The sequence below is a fragment of the Sideroxydans lithotrophicus ES-1 genome, from assembly GCF_000025705.1.
Taxonomy (GTDB): Bacteria; Pseudomonadota; Gammaproteobacteria; order Burkholderiales; family Gallionellaceae; genus Sideroxyarcus; species Sideroxyarcus lithotrophicus.
On sequence record NC_013959.1, the window covers coordinates 2,871,871 to 2,891,380 of the forward strand.

18 protein-coding genes and 1 riboswitch are annotated in these 19,510 nt (G+C 59.8%); of the genes, 16 read left to right on the forward strand and 2 right to left on the reverse strand.

Going from position 1 to position 19,510, the window contains the following annotated elements:
- Nucleotide 1 precedes the first annotated feature (1 nt).
- The 14 genes from prmA (at nt 2) to infA (ending at nt 15,151) form a co-directional block, all read left to right on the forward strand.
- Nucleotides 2-892, forward strand: a complete 891-nt coding sequence (gene prmA, locus SLIT_RS14260) for a 50S ribosomal protein L11 methyltransferase (protein WP_013030978.1) — start codon at nt 2-4, stop codon at nt 890-892.
- Complete coding sequence (locus SLIT_RS14265) at nt 889-1,677, forward strand: DUF3426 domain-containing protein (RefSeq protein ID WP_013030979.1); 789 nt, start codon at nt 889-891, stop codon at nt 1,675-1,677. Before prmA ends, SLIT_RS14265 begins: the two co-directional genes overlap by 4 nt.
- A gap of 126 nt (nt 1,678-1,803) precedes the next feature.
- Nucleotides 1,804-1,898, forward strand: a riboswitch (glycine riboswitch).
- A gap of 89 nt (nt 1,899-1,987) precedes the next feature.
- Nucleotides 1,988-3,073, forward strand: a complete 1,086-nt coding sequence (gcvT, locus tag SLIT_RS14270; RefSeq protein ID WP_013030980.1) for a glycine cleavage system aminomethyltransferase GcvT — start codon at nt 1,988-1,990, stop codon at nt 3,071-3,073.
- 19 nt (nt 3,074-3,092) lie between these two features.
- Nucleotides 3,093-3,482 carry a glycine cleavage system protein GcvH gene (gcvH, locus tag SLIT_RS14275; RefSeq protein WP_013030981.1) on the forward strand — a complete coding sequence of 130 codons (390 nt, stop codon included), beginning with the start codon at nt 3,093-3,095 and terminating at the stop codon, nt 3,480-3,482.
- 107 nt (nt 3,483-3,589) lie between these two features.
- Nucleotides 3,590-6,439, forward strand: a complete 2,850-nt coding sequence (gcvP, locus tag SLIT_RS14280) for an aminomethyl-transferring glycine dehydrogenase (RefSeq protein ID WP_013030982.1) — start codon at nt 3,590-3,592, stop codon at nt 6,437-6,439.
- Between the two features lie 102 nt (nt 6,440-6,541).
- Entirely contained in the window at nt 6,542-7,087 is a 546-nt protein-coding gene (tpx, locus tag SLIT_RS14285) for a thiol peroxidase (RefSeq protein WP_013030983.1), read from the forward strand.
- Nucleotides 7,088-7,207: 120 nt separating this feature from the next.
- Nucleotides 7,208-7,390, forward strand: coding sequence for a hypothetical protein (locus SLIT_RS14290; RefSeq protein ID WP_013030984.1), 183 nt, complete (start codon nt 7,208-7,210; stop codon nt 7,388-7,390).
- Between the two features lie 65 nt (nt 7,391-7,455).
- A complete protein-coding gene (locus SLIT_RS14295) occupies nt 7,456-10,164 on the forward strand; it encodes a cation-transporting P-type ATPase (RefSeq protein WP_013030985.1) in 2,709 nt (902 codons plus the stop codon).
- 367 nt (nt 10,165-10,531) lie between these two features.
- Nucleotides 10,532-11,755: a cation:proton antiporter gene (locus SLIT_RS14300; RefSeq protein WP_013030986.1), complete on the forward strand. Its 1,224-nt coding sequence runs from the start codon at nt 10,532-10,534 to the stop codon at nt 11,753-11,755.
- Between the two features lie 214 nt (nt 11,756-11,969).
- Nucleotides 11,970-12,908, forward strand: coding sequence for a carbohydrate kinase family protein (locus SLIT_RS14305; protein WP_013030987.1), 939 nt, complete (start codon nt 11,970-11,972; stop codon nt 12,906-12,908).
- Between the two features lie 54 nt (nt 12,909-12,962).
- Nucleotides 12,963-13,511 (forward strand): VOC family protein, encoded by a 549-nt coding sequence (locus tag SLIT_RS14310; protein ID WP_013030988.1) that lies wholly within the window; start codon nt 12,963-12,965, stop codon nt 13,509-13,511.
- Nucleotides 13,508-14,401, forward strand: coding sequence for a fructosamine kinase family protein (locus SLIT_RS14315; RefSeq protein ID WP_013030989.1), 894 nt, complete (start codon nt 13,508-13,510; stop codon nt 14,399-14,401). The genes SLIT_RS14310 and SLIT_RS14315 overlap by 4 nt, the downstream gene beginning before the upstream one ends.
- Before the next feature lie 183 nt (nt 14,402-14,584).
- On the forward strand, nt 14,585-14,791 hold the full coding sequence (locus SLIT_RS14320) for a cold-shock protein (RefSeq protein ID WP_013030990.1): 207 nt from the start codon (nt 14,585-14,587) through the stop codon (nt 14,789-14,791).
- A 99-nt stretch (nt 14,792-14,890) separates the two neighbouring features.
- On the forward strand, nt 14,891-15,151 hold the full coding sequence (gene infA / locus SLIT_RS14325; protein WP_013030991.1) for a translation initiation factor IF-1: 261 nt from the start codon (nt 14,891-14,893) through the stop codon (nt 15,149-15,151).
- Between the two features lie 7 nt (nt 15,152-15,158).
- Here the strand turns inward: infA and SLIT_RS14330 are convergent, their stop codons facing one another.
- Nucleotides 15,159-15,980 carry a symmetrical bis(5'-nucleosyl)-tetraphosphatase gene (locus tag SLIT_RS14330; RefSeq protein ID WP_013030992.1) on the reverse strand — a complete coding sequence of 274 codons (822 nt, stop codon included), beginning with the start codon at nt 15,978-15,980 and terminating at the stop codon, nt 15,159-15,161.
- Between the two features lie 114 nt (nt 15,981-16,094).
- On the opposite strand from SLIT_RS14330, the gene SLIT_RS14335 reads away from it, so the two are divergent.
- Both SLIT_RS14335 and SLIT_RS14340 read left to right on the forward strand, forming a co-directional pair.
- On the forward strand, nt 16,095-17,582 hold the full coding sequence (locus SLIT_RS14335) for an MBOAT family O-acyltransferase (protein WP_013030993.1): 1,488 nt from the start codon (nt 16,095-16,097) through the stop codon (nt 17,580-17,582).
- Nucleotide 17,583: 1 nt separating this feature from the next.
- Complete coding sequence (locus SLIT_RS14340; RefSeq protein WP_013030994.1) at nt 17,584-18,594, forward strand: alginate O-acetyltransferase AlgX-related protein; 1,011 nt, start codon at nt 17,584-17,586, stop codon at nt 18,592-18,594.
- Here SLIT_RS14340 and SLIT_RS14345 read toward each other — a convergent pair.
- Complete coding sequence (locus SLIT_RS14345) at nt 18,591-19,505, reverse strand: glycosyltransferase family 2 protein (protein ID WP_013030995.1); 915 nt, start codon at nt 19,503-19,505, stop codon at nt 18,591-18,593. The genes SLIT_RS14340 and SLIT_RS14345 overlap by 4 nt on opposite strands.
- Nucleotides 19,506-19,510: the final 5 nt, after the last annotated feature.

The following is a 19,510-nucleotide window of genomic DNA, read 5'->3' on the forward strand; positions in this document are numbered from 1 at the left end:
CGTGCCCTGGCTTACGCTGTCCGTGCGCGCCGAGGCAAACTATGCTGAAGCGCTGAGCGAGGCGCTACTGGCGCACGGCGCGCTCTCCGTGGACATGCTGGATGCGGATGCGGACACGCCCGATGAACAGGCCATCTTCGGCGAACCCGGCGAACCCACTTCCGCTGTATGGCAGCACAACCTGGTCAACGCACTGTTCGAAAACGATGCCGACGTTGCAGGCATCCTGCAAGCCAGTTGCGATGACATCGGCCTCGCCGCCCTTCCCGAGCATCGCGTCGAAACGCTGGAAGAAAACGACTGGGTGCGCCTGACGCAGGCTCAGTTCGACCCCATCCGCATCTCGCAACGCCTGTGGATCGTGCCTACCTGGCACACTCCCGCCGATCCTGCCGCCATCAACATCGCGCTCGACCCCGGCCTCGCCTTCGGCACCGGCAGCCATCCGACCACACGGCTGTGCCTGCGCTGGCTGGACGAAAACATCAAGGGCGGCGAGACCGTGCTCGATTACGGTTGCGGCTCCGGCATTCTCGCCATCGCCGCCATGAAGCTGGGCGCGGGCAGCGCTGTCGGTGTGGATGTCGATGCGCAGGCGGTAAAATCCAGCCGCGATAATGCTGCGGCAAACCAGGTAAGCGCAGACTTCTTCCTGCCGGAAGGCAAAGTGCTCGACCAGCACGACGTGGTCGTCGCCAACATCCTCACCAATCCGCTGCGCGCATTGGCTCCGTTATTGGCCAGCGCCACCAGGAGCGGCGGACGCATCGTGCTGTCCGGCATCCTGGCCGAACAGGCCGATGACGTGATGCGCATCTATGCACAATGGTTTGACCTTGCGCCTGCCGTATTGGAAGATGGCTGGTGTTGCTTGTCCGGAATGAAAAGATGACTGCGATCACGCAATGTCCCGAATGTGGCACACGCTTCAAGGTAACCGACGCGCAGCTGGAAGCGCATGAGGGCCTGGTGCGTTGCGGACATTGCCATGAAGTGTTCGACGCAGACAAGCACCTGCACAACAGCGAACCCAGCCCCCAGCTCAGCCTGCCCATCGAGCCCGAGTTGGCAGCACACGAGGTCGATCTCAGCCCCATTCCCAACGTGCCCGAGCTCGAGCCGGAACCGACCACCCTGGCACAGCAAGTGCAGTTCGTCGAAGAACTTACCGACGAAGTGCTGGAGATGCCGCCGCGCAAGATCAACTGGCTGGGAATGCTGGCATCTTTGCTGTTGACGCTGACCTTGCTCGCGCAATTCGCCTATTTTTACCGCATCGATATCGGCACACAGTTGCCGGGCCTCAAGCCACTGCTCGAGGATTACTGCGAATTGCTCCAATGCACCGTCACACTGCCGCAGAATGCCGACCTGATCGTCATCGAGTCGTCCGAGCTGGAATCCGACCCCGATCATGCCAACATCGTCACCCTGCACGTCCTGGTCCACAACAAGGCATCCTACCCCCAGGCCTATCCCAGCCTCGAACTCACGCTCACCAGCATCCAGGACCAATCCATCGCGCGGCGCGTGTTCCTGCCTGCGGATTACCTGAAAGCGGGAGAAGACGAGAAACAGGGTTTCCCGGCCAAACGGGACCTGGACATCAAGCTGCATCTGGACACCACCGATCTCAAACCGGCCGGTTATCGCTTGTTCCTTTTCTACCCGCAGTGAAACTTCCGGTATAATCCGTCCGCCGTTCAAACCGACCGGGAGAGCGTGCCCACCAGGCCGATAATTGCCCGGGGCACCGCCGAAGGCGCAACACCCGTAACCGCTCAGGCACAAGAACCAGTCGGAACAGGCAAATCTGGAGAGCGCCGGCTAGACCGGCCACCGAAGGGGCACGCGACGCAAGTTGCAATCTCTCAGGTATCGAGGACAGATGGGGCGAAGCAGCATTGGCTGCTTCGCCTTTTTTATTTTTTAGTTACGACTAACCTGAAGGTCAGTCTCCACTGAAACTTCGTTTGGAAAGCAAATCATGACAGCGCTCAAGCAGACCCCTTTAAATGCAGCACACCGCGCCATGGGCGCAAAGATGGTGGATTTCGGCGGCTGGGACATGCCGGTGAATTACGGTTCGCAGATCGACGAGCACCATCAGGTGCGCAACGATTGCGGCATGTTCGACGTCTCGCACATGCGCGTGGTCGACATGAAGGGGGCCGGCGTGCGCCAGTTCCTGCGTTACCTGCTGGCTAACAACGTGGATAAATTGACCATGCCGGGCAAGGCGCTGTATTCGGCCATGTTGCGTCCGGATGGCCACGTGATCGACGACCTGATCGTCTACTTCATGACCGAGGAGTGGTTCCGCATCGTGGTGAACGCCGGCACCGCCGACAAGGACATCGCCTGGATGAAGGCGCAGGCCGCAGCTCATGCTCCCGGTCTGGACATCGCCGACCATCCCGAACTGGCGATGATCGCCGTGCAAGGCCCTCATGCCCGGCAAAAAGTCTGGGAAGCGCTGCCCGGCAGCGAGGAATTGAGTGCAGGCCTGGTTCCTTTCAGCGCAGTGGAGATGGGCGCGATGTTCATCGCGCGCACCGGCTACACCGGCGAAGACGGTTTCGAGATCATGCTTCCGGCCAAGGCCGCGACATTCTTCTGGAACACACTCGCGGAAAAAGGCGTGAAGCCCATCGGCCTCGGTGCGCGCGACACGCTGCGTCTGGAAGCCGGCATGAACCTGTACGGTCAGGACATGGACGAGACGGTCGGTCCGCTGGAGTCTGGCTTGGCCTGGACCGTGGACCTGAAGAGCGAACGCGATTTCATCGGCAAGGCCGCGTTGCTGGCCAATCCGCCCACCAAGAAACTGGTCGGCCTGGTGCTGCTGGATCGCGGCGTGCTGCGCGGCCATCAGCACGTCAAGACCGCGCATGGCGATGGCGAGATCACCAGCGGCAGCTTCTCCCCCACGCTGGAGAAATCCATCGCGCTGGCGCGCGTGCCGAACGGCGTGCAGATCGGCGACACGGTGCACGTCGAGATCCGCGACAAATTGTTGAACGCAAAAGTAGTGAAGTACCCGTTTGCCCGCAACGGCAAGGGCCTGATTTAATTTTCTAGAGGACATGACCATGAGCAACCCCAGCAACCTGAAATACACCGCCTCCCACGAATGGGTCAAAACCGAAGCCGACGGCAGCATTACCGTCGGCATCACCCAGCATGCACAGGAACTGCTGGGCGACATGGTGTTCGTCGAAGCGCCCGCCGCGGGGCGCAAGCTGAAAGCCAAGGAGGAGTGCGCCGTGGTGGAATCGGTGAAAGCCGCCGCCGACGTGTATGCCCCCGTGTCCGGCACGGTGACCGCTGCCAACGGCGAGCTGGATTCCGCACCGGAAGCCATCAACGGCGATCCCTATGGTGCCTGGATCTTCAAGATGAAGCCGGAAAATGCGGCCGATGTCGCCGCGCTGCTGGATGCGACCGCTTATCAAGCCGTTGTCGATAGCGAAGCACATTAGGGCAGGATTTAGGAACTGGGATTTTGGATTTGGAAAACCAATTCTTCGATCCTCGTTCCGAATCCTCGCCATCCTTGCCAAATCCTAAATCCCAGATCCTAAATCCTATGTCAGATCAATTCGTAAATCGCCACAACGGCCCCAGCGCGCAAGACGTTCAAGCCATGCTGAAGAAGATCGACGCGCCCTCGCTCGACGCACTGATCGACCAGACCGTGCCTGCCGCCATCCGCCTGAGGAAACCGCTGAACCTGCCGGACGGCATGAGCGAACACGCTTTCCTGCAACACTTGCGCGGCATCGCGGCGAAGAACAAGTTGTACAAGAGTTACATCGGCCTGGGCTATTACGACACCGTGGTGCCGCCGGCGATCCAGCGCAACGTGCTGGAGAATCCCGGTTGGTACACCGCCTACACGCCTTACCAGGCGGAGATCGCACAAGGCCGCCTGGAAGCGCTGCTGAATTTTCAGACCATGATCATGGACCTGACCGGCATGGAGATCGCCAACGCTTCACTGCTGGATGAAGCGACTGCGGCAGCCGAGGCAATGCACATGCTGCACGGGCTGCGTTCGCGCGAGGATGCAGCGGCCGGCAAGAACAGTTTCTTCGTGTCGAACGAGTGTTTTCCGCAGACCATCGAATTGCTGAAGACACGCGCCAAACCGCTCGGCATCGAGCTGGTGATCGGCGACTTCAAGAGCGTCACACTGAACGACAAACTGTACGGCGCCTTGCTGCAATACCCGACCGCCGACGGCACCGTGCATGACTATGCCGACTTCGTGAAACGCGCCAAGACACATGGCATGACCATCGCGGTCGCGGCCGACATTCTGAGTCTGGTGTTGCTCACGCCGCCCGGCGAATGGGGTGCGGACGTGGTGCTAGGCTCGACACAGCGCTTCGGGGTGCCGATGGGCTATGGTGGCCCGCACGCCGCCTACTTTGCCTGTCGCGATGCGCACAAGCGCTCGATGCCGGGCCGCATCATCGGTGTATCGGTCGACGCCGACGGCAACCCTGCCCTGCGCATGGCACTGCAGACACGCGAACAGCACATCCGCCGCGAGAAGGCCACCTCCAACATCTGCACCGCGCAGGCATTGCTGGCGATCATGGCCAGCATGTATGCGGTTTATCACGGTGCCGAGGGACTGCGCGCCATCGCATCGCAAGTTCACCGTTCTGCAGCATCGCTGGCAGATGAATTGAAGAAGCTGGGCTATACCGTGGCCGACGGCGTGTTCTTCGATACGCTGAAACTGATGCACACCGACAACGTGAAAATCCACGCACTGGCCGATGCTGCCCGGATCAACTTCCGCTACGCCGGCGATGGACTCAGCATCGCGCTCGACCAGACCACTTCGGTCGACGATCTCAACGCCATCCTCGCCGTGTTCGCACAGGCTGCAGGCAAGGCCGCACCCGCGCTCACCGCCACGCAGATCTCTGCCCAGACGCTGCTCGCGAAGCCGCGGTCATCGGCCATCCTGAGTCATCCCGTATTCAACAGCTACCACTCCGAAACCGAGATGATGCGCTACATCAAGCGGCTGGAGAACAAGGACCTGTCGCTGACGCACTCGATGATCTCGCTGGGTTCCTGCACCATGAAGCTCAATGCGGCTTCCGAGATGCTGGCGCTGACCTGGCCTGAATTCGCCAACCTGCATCCGTTCGTGCCGCTGGAACAGGCCGAGGGCTACCAGGAAGTCATCGCAGGACTCAATGCAGCGCTGACCGAGATCACCGGCTTCGCCCAGATGAGTTTCCAGCCCAACAGCGGCGCGTCCGGCGAATATGCCGGCCTGCTGGTGATCCAGGCCTACCATCGTTCGCGCGGCGAAGACCAGCGCAACGTGGTGCTGATCCCCTCCTCTGCACACGGCACCAACCCGGCCAGCGCAGCGATGGCGGGACTCGATATCGTGGTGGTGAAGTGCGACAGCAAGGGCAACATCGACGTTGACGACCTGCGCGCCAAAGCCGAAGAACACAAAGCCGACCTGTCCTGCCTGATGGTGACCTATCCCAGCACGCACGGCGTGTATGAAGAGTCGATCCGCGACATCACCGCGATCATCCATGCCAACGGCGGCCAGGTGTACATGGACGGCGCCAACATGAACGCACAGGTGGGACTCACCAGCCCCGGCAACATCGGCGCGGACGTGTGCCACCTCAACCTGCACAAGACCTTCGCCATTCCGCACGGCGGTGGCGGACCGGGCGCCGGCCCCATCGGTGTGGCGGAGCACCTGACGCCGTTCCTGCCATCGCACCCGGTGGTCAAGGTTGGCGGTGCGCAAGGCATCCACGCGGTGTCTGCCGCACCCTACGGCAGCGCGCTGATCCTGCTGATCTCCTACGGCTACATCAAGATGATGGGCGGCAAGGGACTGACCGAGGCGACCAAGATGGCGATCTTGAATGCCAACTACATCAAGGAATCGTTGAAGGACAGTTATGCCACCCTGTACAGCGGCAGCAACGGCCGCTGCGCGCACGAGATGATCCTCGACTGCCGCGATTGGAAGAAGGACGGCGTGGAAGTGGCCGACATCGCCAAGCGCCTGATGGACTTCGGCTTCCATGCGCCGACCACCTCCTTCCCGGTGGTAGATACGCTGATGGTGGAACCGACCGAAAGCGAATCGAAGGCCGAGCTGGATCGTTTCTGCGATGCCATGATCGCCATCCGCAAGGAGATCGACGAAGTCATCGCCGGCCGCTCCGACAAGAAGGACAACATCCTCAAGCATGCGCCGCATACCGCGAAATCGGTCTGCGCCAACGAGTGGCAGCGTCCCTACTCGCGCGAACAGGCTGCCTTCCCGTTGCCCTGGGTGCGCGAGAATAAATTTTGGCCCAGCGTGGCACGGGTGGATAATGTGTACGGCGACAAGAACCTGGTTTGTGCTTGTCCGCCTGTTTCGTCATACGCCTGAGCAACGGGCAACCCGGATGCCGCCAGAACGGGATCCGGGTCTTTCAAAATCTCCCGGATTGCATTGCATTCCGTCCGGGCGACAAGCTGAGGAGAATCCAACATGACCAAAGATACAGCCAAAAAACCTGCCACCACACTCGGTGGTGCACCCGTCACCCTGTTCGGCACATTTCCCGGCGCGGGCCAACAGGCCCCGGATTTCACGCTGGTGGACAAGGATCTGAAGGACGTTTCGCTGCAGAACTTCGCCGGCAAGCGCAAGGTGCTCAACATCGTGCCCAGCCTCGACACTGCCGTATGCGCCACTTCGACGCGCAAGTTCAACGAAGCTGCCGGCAAACTGAACAACACAGTGGTGCTGGTGATCTCCGCCGACCTGCCCTTCGCGATGAACCGCTTCTGCGTGGCGGAAGGCTTGCAGAATGTCGTCACGCTGTCGCTGATGCGCGGCCGCGATTTCATGCGCAACTACGGCGTGAAGATCGCCGACACCGCATTGGCCGGTTTGACTGCGCGGGCCGTGCTGGTGCTGGATGACAAGGACAAGATCATCCATGCCGAGCTGGTGGACGACATCAAACACGAACCGAACTACGACGCGGCACTGGCCGCGCTCGACAAGAGCGAGCAAGTGGCAGCCCCTTGATCTTGTCGGAACCGGCGTTTCTCCTTGGCTTTTCCATCCTTCCTTTTGGTGTGCCATTTCGGCGAAACGATGTGCGCCAGCACATCGTTTCGCCGCTGAGAAATCCGGGATCTCCGCATCATGGATCTGGCTCATCCTGTTGACCACCACCTCGTAGCCGGATTTTTGCTGATAGCGAATCTGCACAAATCATGGCGGATATGCCTGCCCGCTGCGGTACTGTCGCTGCTCACCTTTCCGGTCGGCACCCTGATCGGCATCTATTACCTCTGGTACTACTTCAAGCACGAGCAAGTCCGTTGATTGCAAGGCCCTGCGATTAGCCTCCCCGTTCGTTGTACCATGCTGTTTCAATCTGCGGAGATGGCATGAGCACACAAAACCCGGCCAAAAATCCAACACACGCTCCCGTCTGGCACAGCCTGCCTGCACAGGATGCGCTGGCAGCCCTTGAAGCATCACATGACGGCCTGTCTTCTGCCGAGGCGGCAAAACGCCTGCAACAATACGGCCCGAACCGGCTGACGCCGCCACCGCGGCGCGGGCCGCTGATGCGTTTCCTGCTGCAATTCCACAATGTGCTGATCTATGTGCTGCTGGCAGCGGCATTCGTCACAGCCTTGCTGGCGCACTGGGTGGATACCAGTGTGATCGTCGGCGTGGTGGCAATCAACGCTGTCATCGGCTTCATCCAGGAAGGCAAGGCGGAGCAGGCCATGGAAGCCATCCGCCGCATGCTGTCGCCCGAGGCCACCGTGTTGCGCGGTGGCAAACGCGTCGTGGTCGCAGCAGAGACGCTGGTGCCCGGCGACATCGTGCTGCTGCAATCCGGCGACAAGGTACCCGCCGACCTGCGTCTGCTGAACACCAAGAATCTGTGTATCGAAGAGGCCTCACTGACGGGCGAATCCGCCGCCATTGAAAAAGAGGTTGCCGCCACGGACGTGCATGCCGTGCTGGGCGACCGCTACTGCATGGCCTATTCCAGCACGCTGGTGGTGTACGGGCAGGGTGTGGGCGTGGTGGTGGCTACCGCCGACGCCACCGAGATCGGGCGCATCAGCACCATGCTGGAAGAGGTGAAGACCATGACCACGCCATTGCTGCGGCAGATGGAGGCGTTCAGCCGCTGGCTGACTTTCGCCATCATGGCGCTGGCCGCGGTCACGTTCCTGTTCGGCTGGTTGGTGCATCACTTCGACCTCGGCGACATGTTCCTTGCCGCCGTGAGCATGGCGGTGGCGGCGATCCCCGAGGGTTTGCCTGCCGTGCTCACCATCACGCTGGCGCTCGGTGTGCAGCGCATGGCCAGACACAGCGCCATCGTGCGCCGCCTGCCTGCGGTGGAGGCGCTAGGCTCGGTCACCACCATCTGCACCGACAAGACCGGCACTCTGACCAGAAATGAAATGACCGTACAGCGTGTGATCACGTCAACACAGGTGTTCGGGGTGAGCGGTAGCGGCTATGCCCCGCACGGTGGCTTCGCCATCGGCGACAAGGAGACAGACCTGAGCGGATATACGCATGTACTGGATCTGATGCGCACCGGCCTGCTTTGCAACGATGCACAGCTGCACGAAGACGCCGGGCAGTGGCATATCACGGGCGATCCGACCGAGGGGGCGCTGATCCCGCTGGCACTGAAAGCCGGGCTGGATGCCCGGTTCGAGCATGGTGCGTTGCCGCGCACCGACCACATCCCGTTCGAATCGGAACATCGCTTCATGGCGACGCTGCACCACGACCACAACGGGCATGCCTTCATCTTCGTGAAAGGAGCCGTGGAACAGGTGCTGGCGATGTGCCACCGCCAGCGCGGCGGCGGCGATGACGAACCGCTCGATCTGCCGTACTGGCACACGCAGATGGCCGCGACCGGCGCGGTCGGACAGCGGGTGCTGGCGCTGGCGATGAAGGCGGTCGACGAAGGGCAGCGAGTGCTGAATTTCGCCGACATGCAAGGCGGTTTCACCTTGCTCGGCATGGTCGGCATCAGCGACCCGCCGCGCGACGAAGCCATCGCTGCCGTGCGCGAATGCCGCACTGCGGGCATCCGAGTCAAGATGATCACCGGCGACCATGCCGACACCGCACGCGCCATCGCCGCGCAGATCGGTATCGGTAACGGTCGCGTGCTGACCGGTAGCAAACTGGATGATCTCGATGACGAGGCACTGCGCAAGGCGGTAAACGAAGTGGATGTGTTCGCGCGTGCCAGCCCGGAACACAAGTTGCGCCTGGTGACGGCGCTGCAAGCCAACGGCGAGATCGTGGCAATGACCGGTGACGGGGTGAACGACGCCCCCGCGCTGAAGCGCGCCGATATCGGCGTGGCGATGGGGATGAAAGGCACGGAGGTAGCCAAGGAAGCAGCGGAGATGGTGCTGGCCGACGACAACTTCGCCACCATCGCGCACGCGGTACGGGAAGGCCGTACCGTGTACGACAATATCAAAAAAGCCATCGTTTTCATCATGCCGACCAACGGCGGCGAAGCAGGCATCGTGCTGGTTGCGATCCTGTTCGGCATGGCGCTGCCGCTGACGCCGGTGCAGATACTGTGGGTGAACATGGTGACCGCCGTGACGCTGGCGCTGGCGCTGTCGTTCGAAAAGGCCGAACCGGAAGTGATGCGCCGTGCACCGCGCGCTGCCGACGAGTCCATTCTGTCCGGCTTCATGATCTGGCGCATCAGCTTCGTCTCCGCATTGCTGGCACTGGGCACGATAGCCCTGTTCCTGTGGGAACTGGCGCGCGGTGCCAGTCTGGAAGCGGCTCGCACGTTAGCAATCAACGCGCTGGTGATGGGCGAGATCGCCTACCTGTTCAATTGCCGCTACCTGCTGGCACCGGTGCGCAGCTGGCAGGACCTGGTCGGCAACCGCTATGTACTGCTCAGCATCACCGTACTGCTTGTGGCCCAGCTGGCCTTTACCTATCTGCCTTTCATGCAGAAGCTGTTCGGCGTGGTCGCGATCGATGCGATAGCCTGGGCATCGATCGCGGGCTTTGGCGTGCTGCTGTTTTGCGTGGTCGAGATCGAGAAAATGTGGCTCAAGCGTCAGAGTCGCTGACGCAGAACGCGGGGGCTTTGCCAGTCCTGCCATATCCCACCAGATCCGATGCGGATATGCCTCGACACGATATCCCCCTTGCATGGCTCTATATTAACGGTGAACTAATTCGCTTCTTCAATATGAATTAACATCCCGCACATATGCTCCCATTATCCGGGATAGGATCGCATCACCGCCAGCAACAGGGCAACAAGAACGCATGTCAGATCTCCGGAAAGATGCAGGCAATCGAACGCCGATGTGTCAGTCATGGCGCCACCGTTGAATACTGGACTGCCGATTGCAACGCATTGCTATCCATGCAACTAAAACGTCGTGGACCCTGTGCGGTACAATCCGCACCGCTAACAAGAGGAGAGACTGCATGTCCACGACGATACTGGTCATAGGGTTGATGGTGTTCTTAGCCCATTTTCTGTCGCTGCAGTTCCGCAGGACCAACATTCCGGATGTGCTGGTGCTGATGATGCTCGGCATCCTGATCGGTCCGCTGCTGGGCGTGGTATCGCCCGAGGATTTCGGACGCGTCGGCTCGCTGATCGCAACTATCGCGCTGGTGGTGATCCTGTTCGAAGGCGGCACTTCGCTGAACCTGGACATCCTGGGCAAATCACTGGGTACCATCGGGCTGTTGTCCTTCACCTGTTTTTTTCTCACCGTTGCCATCGTCACACTGATCGGACTATTCGCACTCCAGTTGACGCTGCTGCCCGCCATGCTGCTTGGCGTCACCCTGGGTGGATCGGCCCCGGCGGTGGTGATACCGATGGTTGCGGCGCTGCAGTTGTCCGAGAAAAGCTCCACCGTGCTGATCCTGGAATCGGCCCTGACAGACGTGCTATGCATCGTCGGCGTATTCGCGTTGCTGCAGATTCACACGCAAGGCGGGGTCGAGCCCGGCAAGCTGGTCGGCAGCGTGCTGGCTTCACTGGTCTTTGCCGCCGTCATCGGTGTGCTGGGTGGCATCGGCTGGCTGCTGGTGCTGGGCAAGGTGCGCGATTTCCCCAACACCATTTCGTCCACATTGGCCTATGCATTTATCGTCTACGGCCTGACCGAGTTGCTGGGATTCTCGGGTGCGGTCGCATCGCTGACGCTGGGCATCACGTTGACCAATTTCGAAAAATTCGGCCTGCACCGCATCTCGAACGTCGAACAGAAGCTGGTGCCGCTAAATGAAGTCGACCTGGTTTTTTATCGCGAGGCAGTATTCCTGCTCAAGACCTACTTCTTCGTCTACCTCGGCATCTCCATCCGATTCGTCGATTTGCGCCTCGCGGTCGCCTCCGTGTCCATGGTGGTACTGGTCTATGCGATGCGCCTGGCGCTGACCCGCCACGTGTTCCGCGATTCCGGCTATTCCCTGCGTGACACCGCGCTGACCTCGATGATGGCGCCAAAAGGTCTGGCTGCCGCCGTACTCGCCACGCTACCGCTCAAATACGGCATCGAGGGTGGTGAAGTGATCCGTGATGTGACCTACATGGTCGTGCTGGTCAGCATCGCTGTCACTGCCCTGCTGGTGATGCTGTATCCGCTGAACCGCACCCAGCGTCTTTATGCCCGCACGTTGGGGAAGCCGTTGTAGTCGACCGCGCCGGAATCGTGAAATGGTGTCGCATGCGACCTTCCTCATGGTCATCGCGCTCACCGCCATATCACCCTTCCTGCCGAGGTGATTCTGTGGCAGGCCGTGAACCTGCCGTGGCCGCTTGAACGTGTGCGGAGCGCAAGTTGATGAAGCTCGCACGTGGCACGGTTATAATCCGCTCTCCTGTCAATTCATACATCCTGGCGACGAAATGAAAACACTGATCTGCGGTTCCATGGCTTACGACACCATCATGGTGTTCAAGGATCAATTCAAGAAACACATCCTCCCTGAGCAGATCCACATCCTCAACGTCGCTTTTCTGGTGCCGGAGATGCGCCGCGAATACGGCGGCTGTGCCGGCAACATCGCCTATAACCTGCAGTTGCTGGGCGGCCATCCGCTGATCATGGCGACGGTGGGCGACGACTTCGCGCATTACACGCAGCGGCTGGAGAAGCTCGGCCTGCCGCAAACGCATATTCGCCATGTACCGGGAAACTTCACCGGCCAGGCGTTCATCACCACCGACCTCGACGACAACCAGATCACCGCGTTCCACCCGGGCGCGATGAGCATGTCGCACCTCAACCATGTCAGCGATGCCAAGGAAGTCACCTTGGGCATCGTCTCGCCGGATGGACGCGACGGCATGATCAACCATGCGCGCGAATTCGCCGAGGCCGGCATCCCCTTCGTGTTCGATCCGGGCCAGGGCATGCCGATGTTCACCGGCAACGAATTGCTGGACTTCATCGATCAGGCCAACTTCGTCACCGTGAACGATTACGAAGCCAGGATGCTGCAGGACAAGACCGGCAAGACCCTCACCGACATCGCGCAGCGCGTCACCGCGCTGATCGTCACGCTCGGCGCCGATGGCTCGCTCATCTATGCCGACGGCAAGCAGATCGCCATCCCTACGCCGAAGCCCAAGGCCATCGTCGACCCGACCGGCTGCGGCGATGCCTATCGCGCCGGCTTGCTGCATGGCATCCAGCAAGGGTGGGACTGGGAAACCACGGGCCGCCTGGCTTCGCTGATGGGCTCGCTCAAGATCGCCAGCCGCGGCGGACAGAACCACAAATACACCCGCGCAGAACTTTCCGACCTGTACAAGCACCACTTCGGTTCCCGCATCAAATTGTAAAAGCGCAGAGACCGTCATGCCGGTTGCTGCGGCATGACGAGCAAAGGAGGCAACATGAAGATCCCGCGCATGACCGTGATCACCCTGGGTGTGTCCGACCTCGCCAATTCCACCGCCTTCTACCGCGAGATCTTTTCCACTCAACCTGTCACGCAATATGAAGGCGTCACCTTCTTCCCGCTGCCCGGTGTGTGGCTCTCGCTCTACCCGCTGGATAAACTCGCCGAGGACATCGGCATCGAGACAACAGAACCGAAGCATCATGCAGACTCCTTGCCGGCACCGCTGGTGCAAGGTGCACGCAGCGAAGCGACCGGATCATATGTTGCAGGTCGGCGCGGCAGCGCGCACGCGCCTGCACATTCCGGTCATCCGGACTTTCGCGGTGTCACTCTTGCCTACAACGCGCGCAGCAAGGAAGAGATCACCCATATCTTCGCCCGTGCCGCCGAGGCGGGCGCGCACATCGCCAAAGCGCCGCAGGACACTTTCTGGGGCGGCTACAGTGGCTATTTCTCCGACCCGGACGGGCATTACTGGGAAGTGGCGTGGGGGCCGATGTTCGACTTCTCCGAACATGGTGATCTGCGTTTCAAGGCGTGAAACAACAACTGTCTTCACAACTCTCCGCTGCCGTCCAAGCTGCGACGCAGCGTCCGTTCGCAGTGAGCAACGCGACCCCGGTTGGCGGCGGCGACATCAACGCAGCGTTCAGCCTGCAAGGCACTGACGGCTCGCGCTATTTCCTCAAACTCAACGATGCACAACATCACGCCATGTTCGCGGCCGAAGCAGCCGGGCTCGACGCCATCGCGGCGACCGACACCATTCGGGTACCGCGCCCTGTCGCACACGGGATCGCAGGCGAACAAAGCTTCCTGGTACTGGAACATCTGGAATTGAGGTCACGCGGAAATGCCGGATTGCTCGGGCAACAGCTCGCCGCCCTGCACCGTTGTACAGCGACGCGATTCGGGTTCGCGCAGGACAACTTCATCGGCACGACCCCGCAACCGAACGCCTGGAAGGACGACTGGATGGTTTTCTGGCGCGAACGGCGCCTGGGTTTCCAGTTGCAGATTGCACGGGAGAATGGCTACGGCGGCCAATTGCAAACTCTGGGCGCAGAATTGCTGGATGCCCTGCCTGCTTTTTTCAAAGGCTATGCCCCGCAGCCTTCGTTGCTGCACGGCGACTTGTGGGGCGGCAATCATGCGTTCACCGCCGACGGCACGCCTACCATCTTCGATCCCGCCGTATATTACGGCGACCGCGAGTGCGACATCGCCATGACCGAGCTTTTCGGCGGCTACCCGGCAGACTTCCACGCCGCCTACAGCGCCGCGTGGCCGCTGGATGCTGGCTATGCCAGGCGACGCGACCTCTACAACCTGTATCACATCCTCAACCACGCCAACCTGTTTGGCGGCGGATATGCGCGGCAGGCAGAACAGATGGTAAAGAGGTTATTGCTATTAATCGAGGCTGGTTGAAGATTTAGTTTGCTATTCTCGGCAATACAGTCCATAGTGCGCGCCAGCGAGTCTCAAGTGCTGTTGTTGCTGTCTGGTTAGTCTCCGTTATCTGCGGTAATCCTTCCTTCATCTTCTTGCCGTCTTGAACTTCGCCCTAGTGTGGGGCTTCGTCCCCTTTAAATGTTATTAAGGAGTTTCATCATGGCAACAGGTACAGTCAAGTGGTTCAACGATTCCAAGGGCTTCGGCTTCATCACCCCATCCAATGGCGGCGATGATCTTTTCGCCCACTTCTCTGCGATCCAGAGTTCGGGTTTCAAGACCCTGACCGAAGGTCAGCAAGTCAGCTTCGACATCACTGCCGGCCCCAAGGGTCAGCAAGCATCGAACATCCGCGCAGCGGAATAAATGGCCAGGCAAGCATGGCACTTTGCCATGCTGTCAGTCCTGACTATGAGCCCGGCATCTGCCGGGCTTTTTCTTTCTTGATTCCCGGGAGAACTGGCCATGGCCAAAGAAGAACTGCTTGAAATGAACGGCGTGGTAGACGAGATCCTGCCGGACTCGCGTTTTCGCGTGACGCTGGACAACGGTCACAAGCTCATCGCTTACAGCGCCGGCAAGATGCAAAAGCACCATATCCGTATCGTGGCCGGCGACAAGGTATCGCTGGAGCTTTCGCCCTACGACCTGAGCAAGGGACGCATCACGTTTCGCCATATCGAAGGACGCGGCCCGGCTGTCCCGCAGCAAAAACGCAGGTTCTGATCCGGTCCTACCAGTGTTTTGCCACCGGGCTGTTGCAACTCACCTGAAATAGCTGGCGATCGTCGAGCCGGATTGCCGTCATGGGGCCGCCCCACAGGCATCCGGTATCCAGCGCGATGACATTGGGCGTGACCTTCAGTCCCAGTGCGGACCAGTGGCCGAAGATGACGGTGGCTTTGCGACTCTTGCGCTCGGGCACATCGAACCAGGGCAGGAACCCGGCCGGGATGTGCTCCACCTCTCCCTTGAATTTGAACTCCATCTCGCCTTGCGGGGTGCAGATGCGCATGCGAGTGAACGCATTGACGATCACGCGCAGACGTTTGTAGCCGGCAAGACCGTCGTCCCAGGTGTGCGGTGCATTGCCATACATGCGCGCGAGAAAAGTAGCGTAATCGTCGCTGCGCAGGGCGCTTTCGACCTCCCGTGCAAGACTGGCCGCTTGTTTGACACCCCATTGCGGCAGCAAGCCGGCATGCACCAGCACGTAGTCTCCCTCTGCATACAACAGGCGTTGCTGGCGCAACCAGGCAAGCAACTCGCCACGGTCCGGGGCGCTCAATATGCCGTCCAGTGTGTCGGTGCGGTGCAGCTCGGCGGCGCCTTCGGCCACCGCCAGCAGATGCAGGTCGTGATTGCCGAGGACGGTGATGGCGCTGTCGCCCAGCGATTTGACCAGACGCAGCACTTCGAGCGAACCGGGACCGCGATTGACCAGATCACCCACCAGCCACAATCTGTCCTGCGCAGGATCGAAACGCATCTGCGCCAGCAGTAGCTGAAGTTCGGCGTAACACCCTTGGATATCGCCTACGGCATAGATCGCCATTTCTTGTTCCCGTCCGTTTATCTGTAAAATAGGGTAACAGAAAATCCTGACGCTTCGATGAAACCGATTCCAACCCGTCCGCCAGTCTTTGGCCGCATCGCCGAATATTGACCGATGCTGTTCAATTCCTACAGCTTCATCTTCCTGTTTCTGCCCATCGTGTTGTTGGGCTTCTATCAATTGGCGCGCATCCATCATGCGTATGCCGCCGCCTGGCTGGCGATCTCGTCGCTGGTCTTCTACGGTTACTGGAATCCGGCTTATGTCGGCTTGCTGCTCGGTTCGATCGTCTGCAACTACGCCTTCGGCACCTGGATCGCCAAGGCTGGCGTGCAGCACGCTGCCGCGCGCAAGAAACGGGTGCTGGTCTTTGCCATCGCCGCCAACCTGCTGTTGCTGGGCTACTACAAATATGCGAACTTTTTCCTTTCCAGCGCGAATAGCCTGACCGGCTCGCATCTGCCGCTGGGTGACATCATCCTGCCGCTCGGTATCTCGTTCTTCACCTTCACGCAGATCGCCTTTCTGGTGGATACCTACCAAGGCAAGGTCAAGGAATACAACTTCATCCATTACGTGTTGTTTGTGACTTACTTTCCGCACCTGATCGCGGGGCCGGTGCTGCACCACAAGGACATGATGCCGCAGTTCGCGCACAACGCAACCTACCGCATCGATTGGGACAATGTCGCCACCGGGTTGCTGCTGTTCACGCTGGGGCTGTGCAAGAAAGTGCTGTGGGCGGATTCGATCGCACCCTACGCCACTGCCATTTTCGACGGCGCCCAGCACGGCATGGCGACCGGCACACTGCCGACGATCTACGAGGCCTGGTCGGGCGCGCTGGCCTACACGCTGCAGATCTATTTTGATTTTTCCGGCTACACCGACATGGCACTGGGCATCGCGCTTATGTTCAATATCCGCCTGCCGATCAACTTCAATTCGCCGTACAAATCCACTAGCATCATCGAGTTCTGGCGGCGCTGGCACATCACGCTCTCCACTTTCCTGCGCGACTACCTGTACATCCCGCTGGGCGGCAACCGCCACGGCAAGCTGCGCCGCTATACCAACCTGATGACCACCATGCTGCTGGGCGGTCTGTGGCATGGCGCCGGATGGACCTTCGTGCTCTGGGGTGCGTTGCACGGCGCCTATCTCGTCATCAACAACCTGTGGCGCGAGATGGTGTCGGAACGGTTCCTGCGCTGGGTACCCAATTGGCTGGGCGCGCTGGCTGGCGGTGTGCTCACGTTCATCGCAGTCGTGGCAGCCTGGGTGATGTTCCGCGCGGGCAACCTGGCGCAGGCACTGGTCATGTTGAAAGCAATGTTCGGCATCGCCGCTCGTCCGATCTCGTTTGATGCAGTCATGCATGGCAACCTGCTTTTGCTCACCGACATGTCGGGACGCGAACTGCTGCGTTTGCTGGTTCCCGGATTGCTGTGGGTATGGCTGTTGCCAAATTCGACGCGCATCCGGTTCATCAGGGGTAGCACGCCGCTGGCCGTGCTGCAGGCCATCGTGGTGCTTGGCATGTTGTATCTGGTATTAGACCAGTTCGGCAGCTACAGTCCCTTCCTCTATTTCCAGTTCTGACATGAGACACGCCAAGTACTTTTCCATCTTCGTATTCATCGCCGTAATGGGCTATGGGGCAGTGGCCTTCTATTTCTTGCCGCTGGCGACTTTCCAGGGCGAACTGACGCGCATGGGTCTCGTGCCCGAAACACTGTTCGGCTGGACCAAACCGCAACCGTCGATCGACCCGAAGTGGATGCAGCAGTCCTCGATGAAAGAAGCCGATGTGCTGGTCATCGGCGACAGCTTTTCCGATGGCCGGGTATGGCAGACCGTGTTGACGCAACATGGCTTGAAGGCGCGCACCGAATCATGGGACAGCATGCGCGGCGTATGCGCCGATTTCATGCCTTGGCTGCGTGCCCAAGGTTTTGCAGGTAAGTATGTAGTGCTGGAATCCATCGAGCGCAACCTGGTGGATGACCTGAGCAAATCGGTTACCTGCCAAGAAATGCAATATCATCCAAACCGGATGACGGATGCTCCACGCTTCCCGCCTCCTGTTTCGTTCAATGTGAATCAGGGTAACTACGCTGGTAAGCTGTCGACTGGCATAGAAACCTGGTTGAATGTCCTGAAATATGAGCGACTGAGCCGCTCACCCGACTTCAAGACCTGGCTGCTGCCCAACGATGTGAAGATGGCACGCATACCGAACGGCTGTGAATTATTCAGTCACGCACGCTGTAATGATGCGTTATTTCTGAGCTATGACAAGCCGGGAGAAATTGGTGAAGGTGTACTGGCAGATATTGAAAAGCTGAATGCACGCTTAAGCGGCGTTAAGGCAATCTGGGTCTTCGTGCCCAACAAGAGCACAGCCTACCTGTACCCGGACAAGCAGTTCTGGAACAAAGCCGAGCAACGCTTCCGTGCCCCCAACTTGCTGCGTATGACACAGCAGGCTATCCAGAATAAGACCGTAGATCTTTATCTCGGAAACAACACACATTTCTCTACCACGGGATATTTGCTGATGGGTACAGAGATATTCAAGTCGATTCAGCAGGAACGGCCACCGTCGCGCTAGTTTCCTTCATGCCATTCTCCGCGACCGGGCATCGGGTCCCACGCCTCGATATCTTCCAGCGGATAGTTATAGCGCAAGGCATAGCCCAGACGACGCAGCTTGCCCAGCCAGGATGAGCGCACGCAATTGTACGGATTGCCCGCGGTCTTGCCGCCGTCCGGATTTCTGAGTGACGGCAGGTATAAACGATGAAACTCGATCTGGGTGACGCCCCACTTCATCACGAAGATGCGGCCGCCCAGATTGTGCTTGATGCGCCCGGTACTCTTGCAGCCGAAATGATAGAAGCGGCTGGCGCCAACGATGCGGAAATTGCGGCAGCCCGCCACCCAGTACTTCATCATCAGGTCGTCGTCGCTGCTCATCCCTGGCGAATATTCCAGGCTGTAGCCGCCGACCATGTTCCACCATTTCTTGTGAAACAGCGTCGGCTGCGAGGCCGCGCCTTCCTTGTCATCGCGCCCGTCCGCCATGTATCCCTGCAGAAACTTCGCTTCATCGAAGGTGTCCGGTGACGCGCCGAAGTCCTGCTTGATGATGACCTCGCTGCTGCCGATCTCGGGCTGGATGAGCGTACCGAAGAACAAGGCCAAATCGGAATCTACGGACTCGATCGCCGCAACAAAGGCCGTGTCCCAGCCCGGTGCGGCCACCATGTCGTCGTTCATGAACAACACCCAGTCATGCCTTGCTTGCGCCACCACGTGATTCACCGCCAGACAGACGCCGACGTTCTTGGCACTCTGTGTGTATTTGATGCCCTCCGATTTGACCCATTCCAGCGAACCATCCGTGCCTTCGTTCAGATGCACCAGTATCTCGTGTTCAAATTTGGAGTGCCGTCTCAGACTCTCTACGCAGAGCTTCAGATAAGCTAAGTTGTTCCAGCTGGGGATGACGATGCTAAACATGAAAA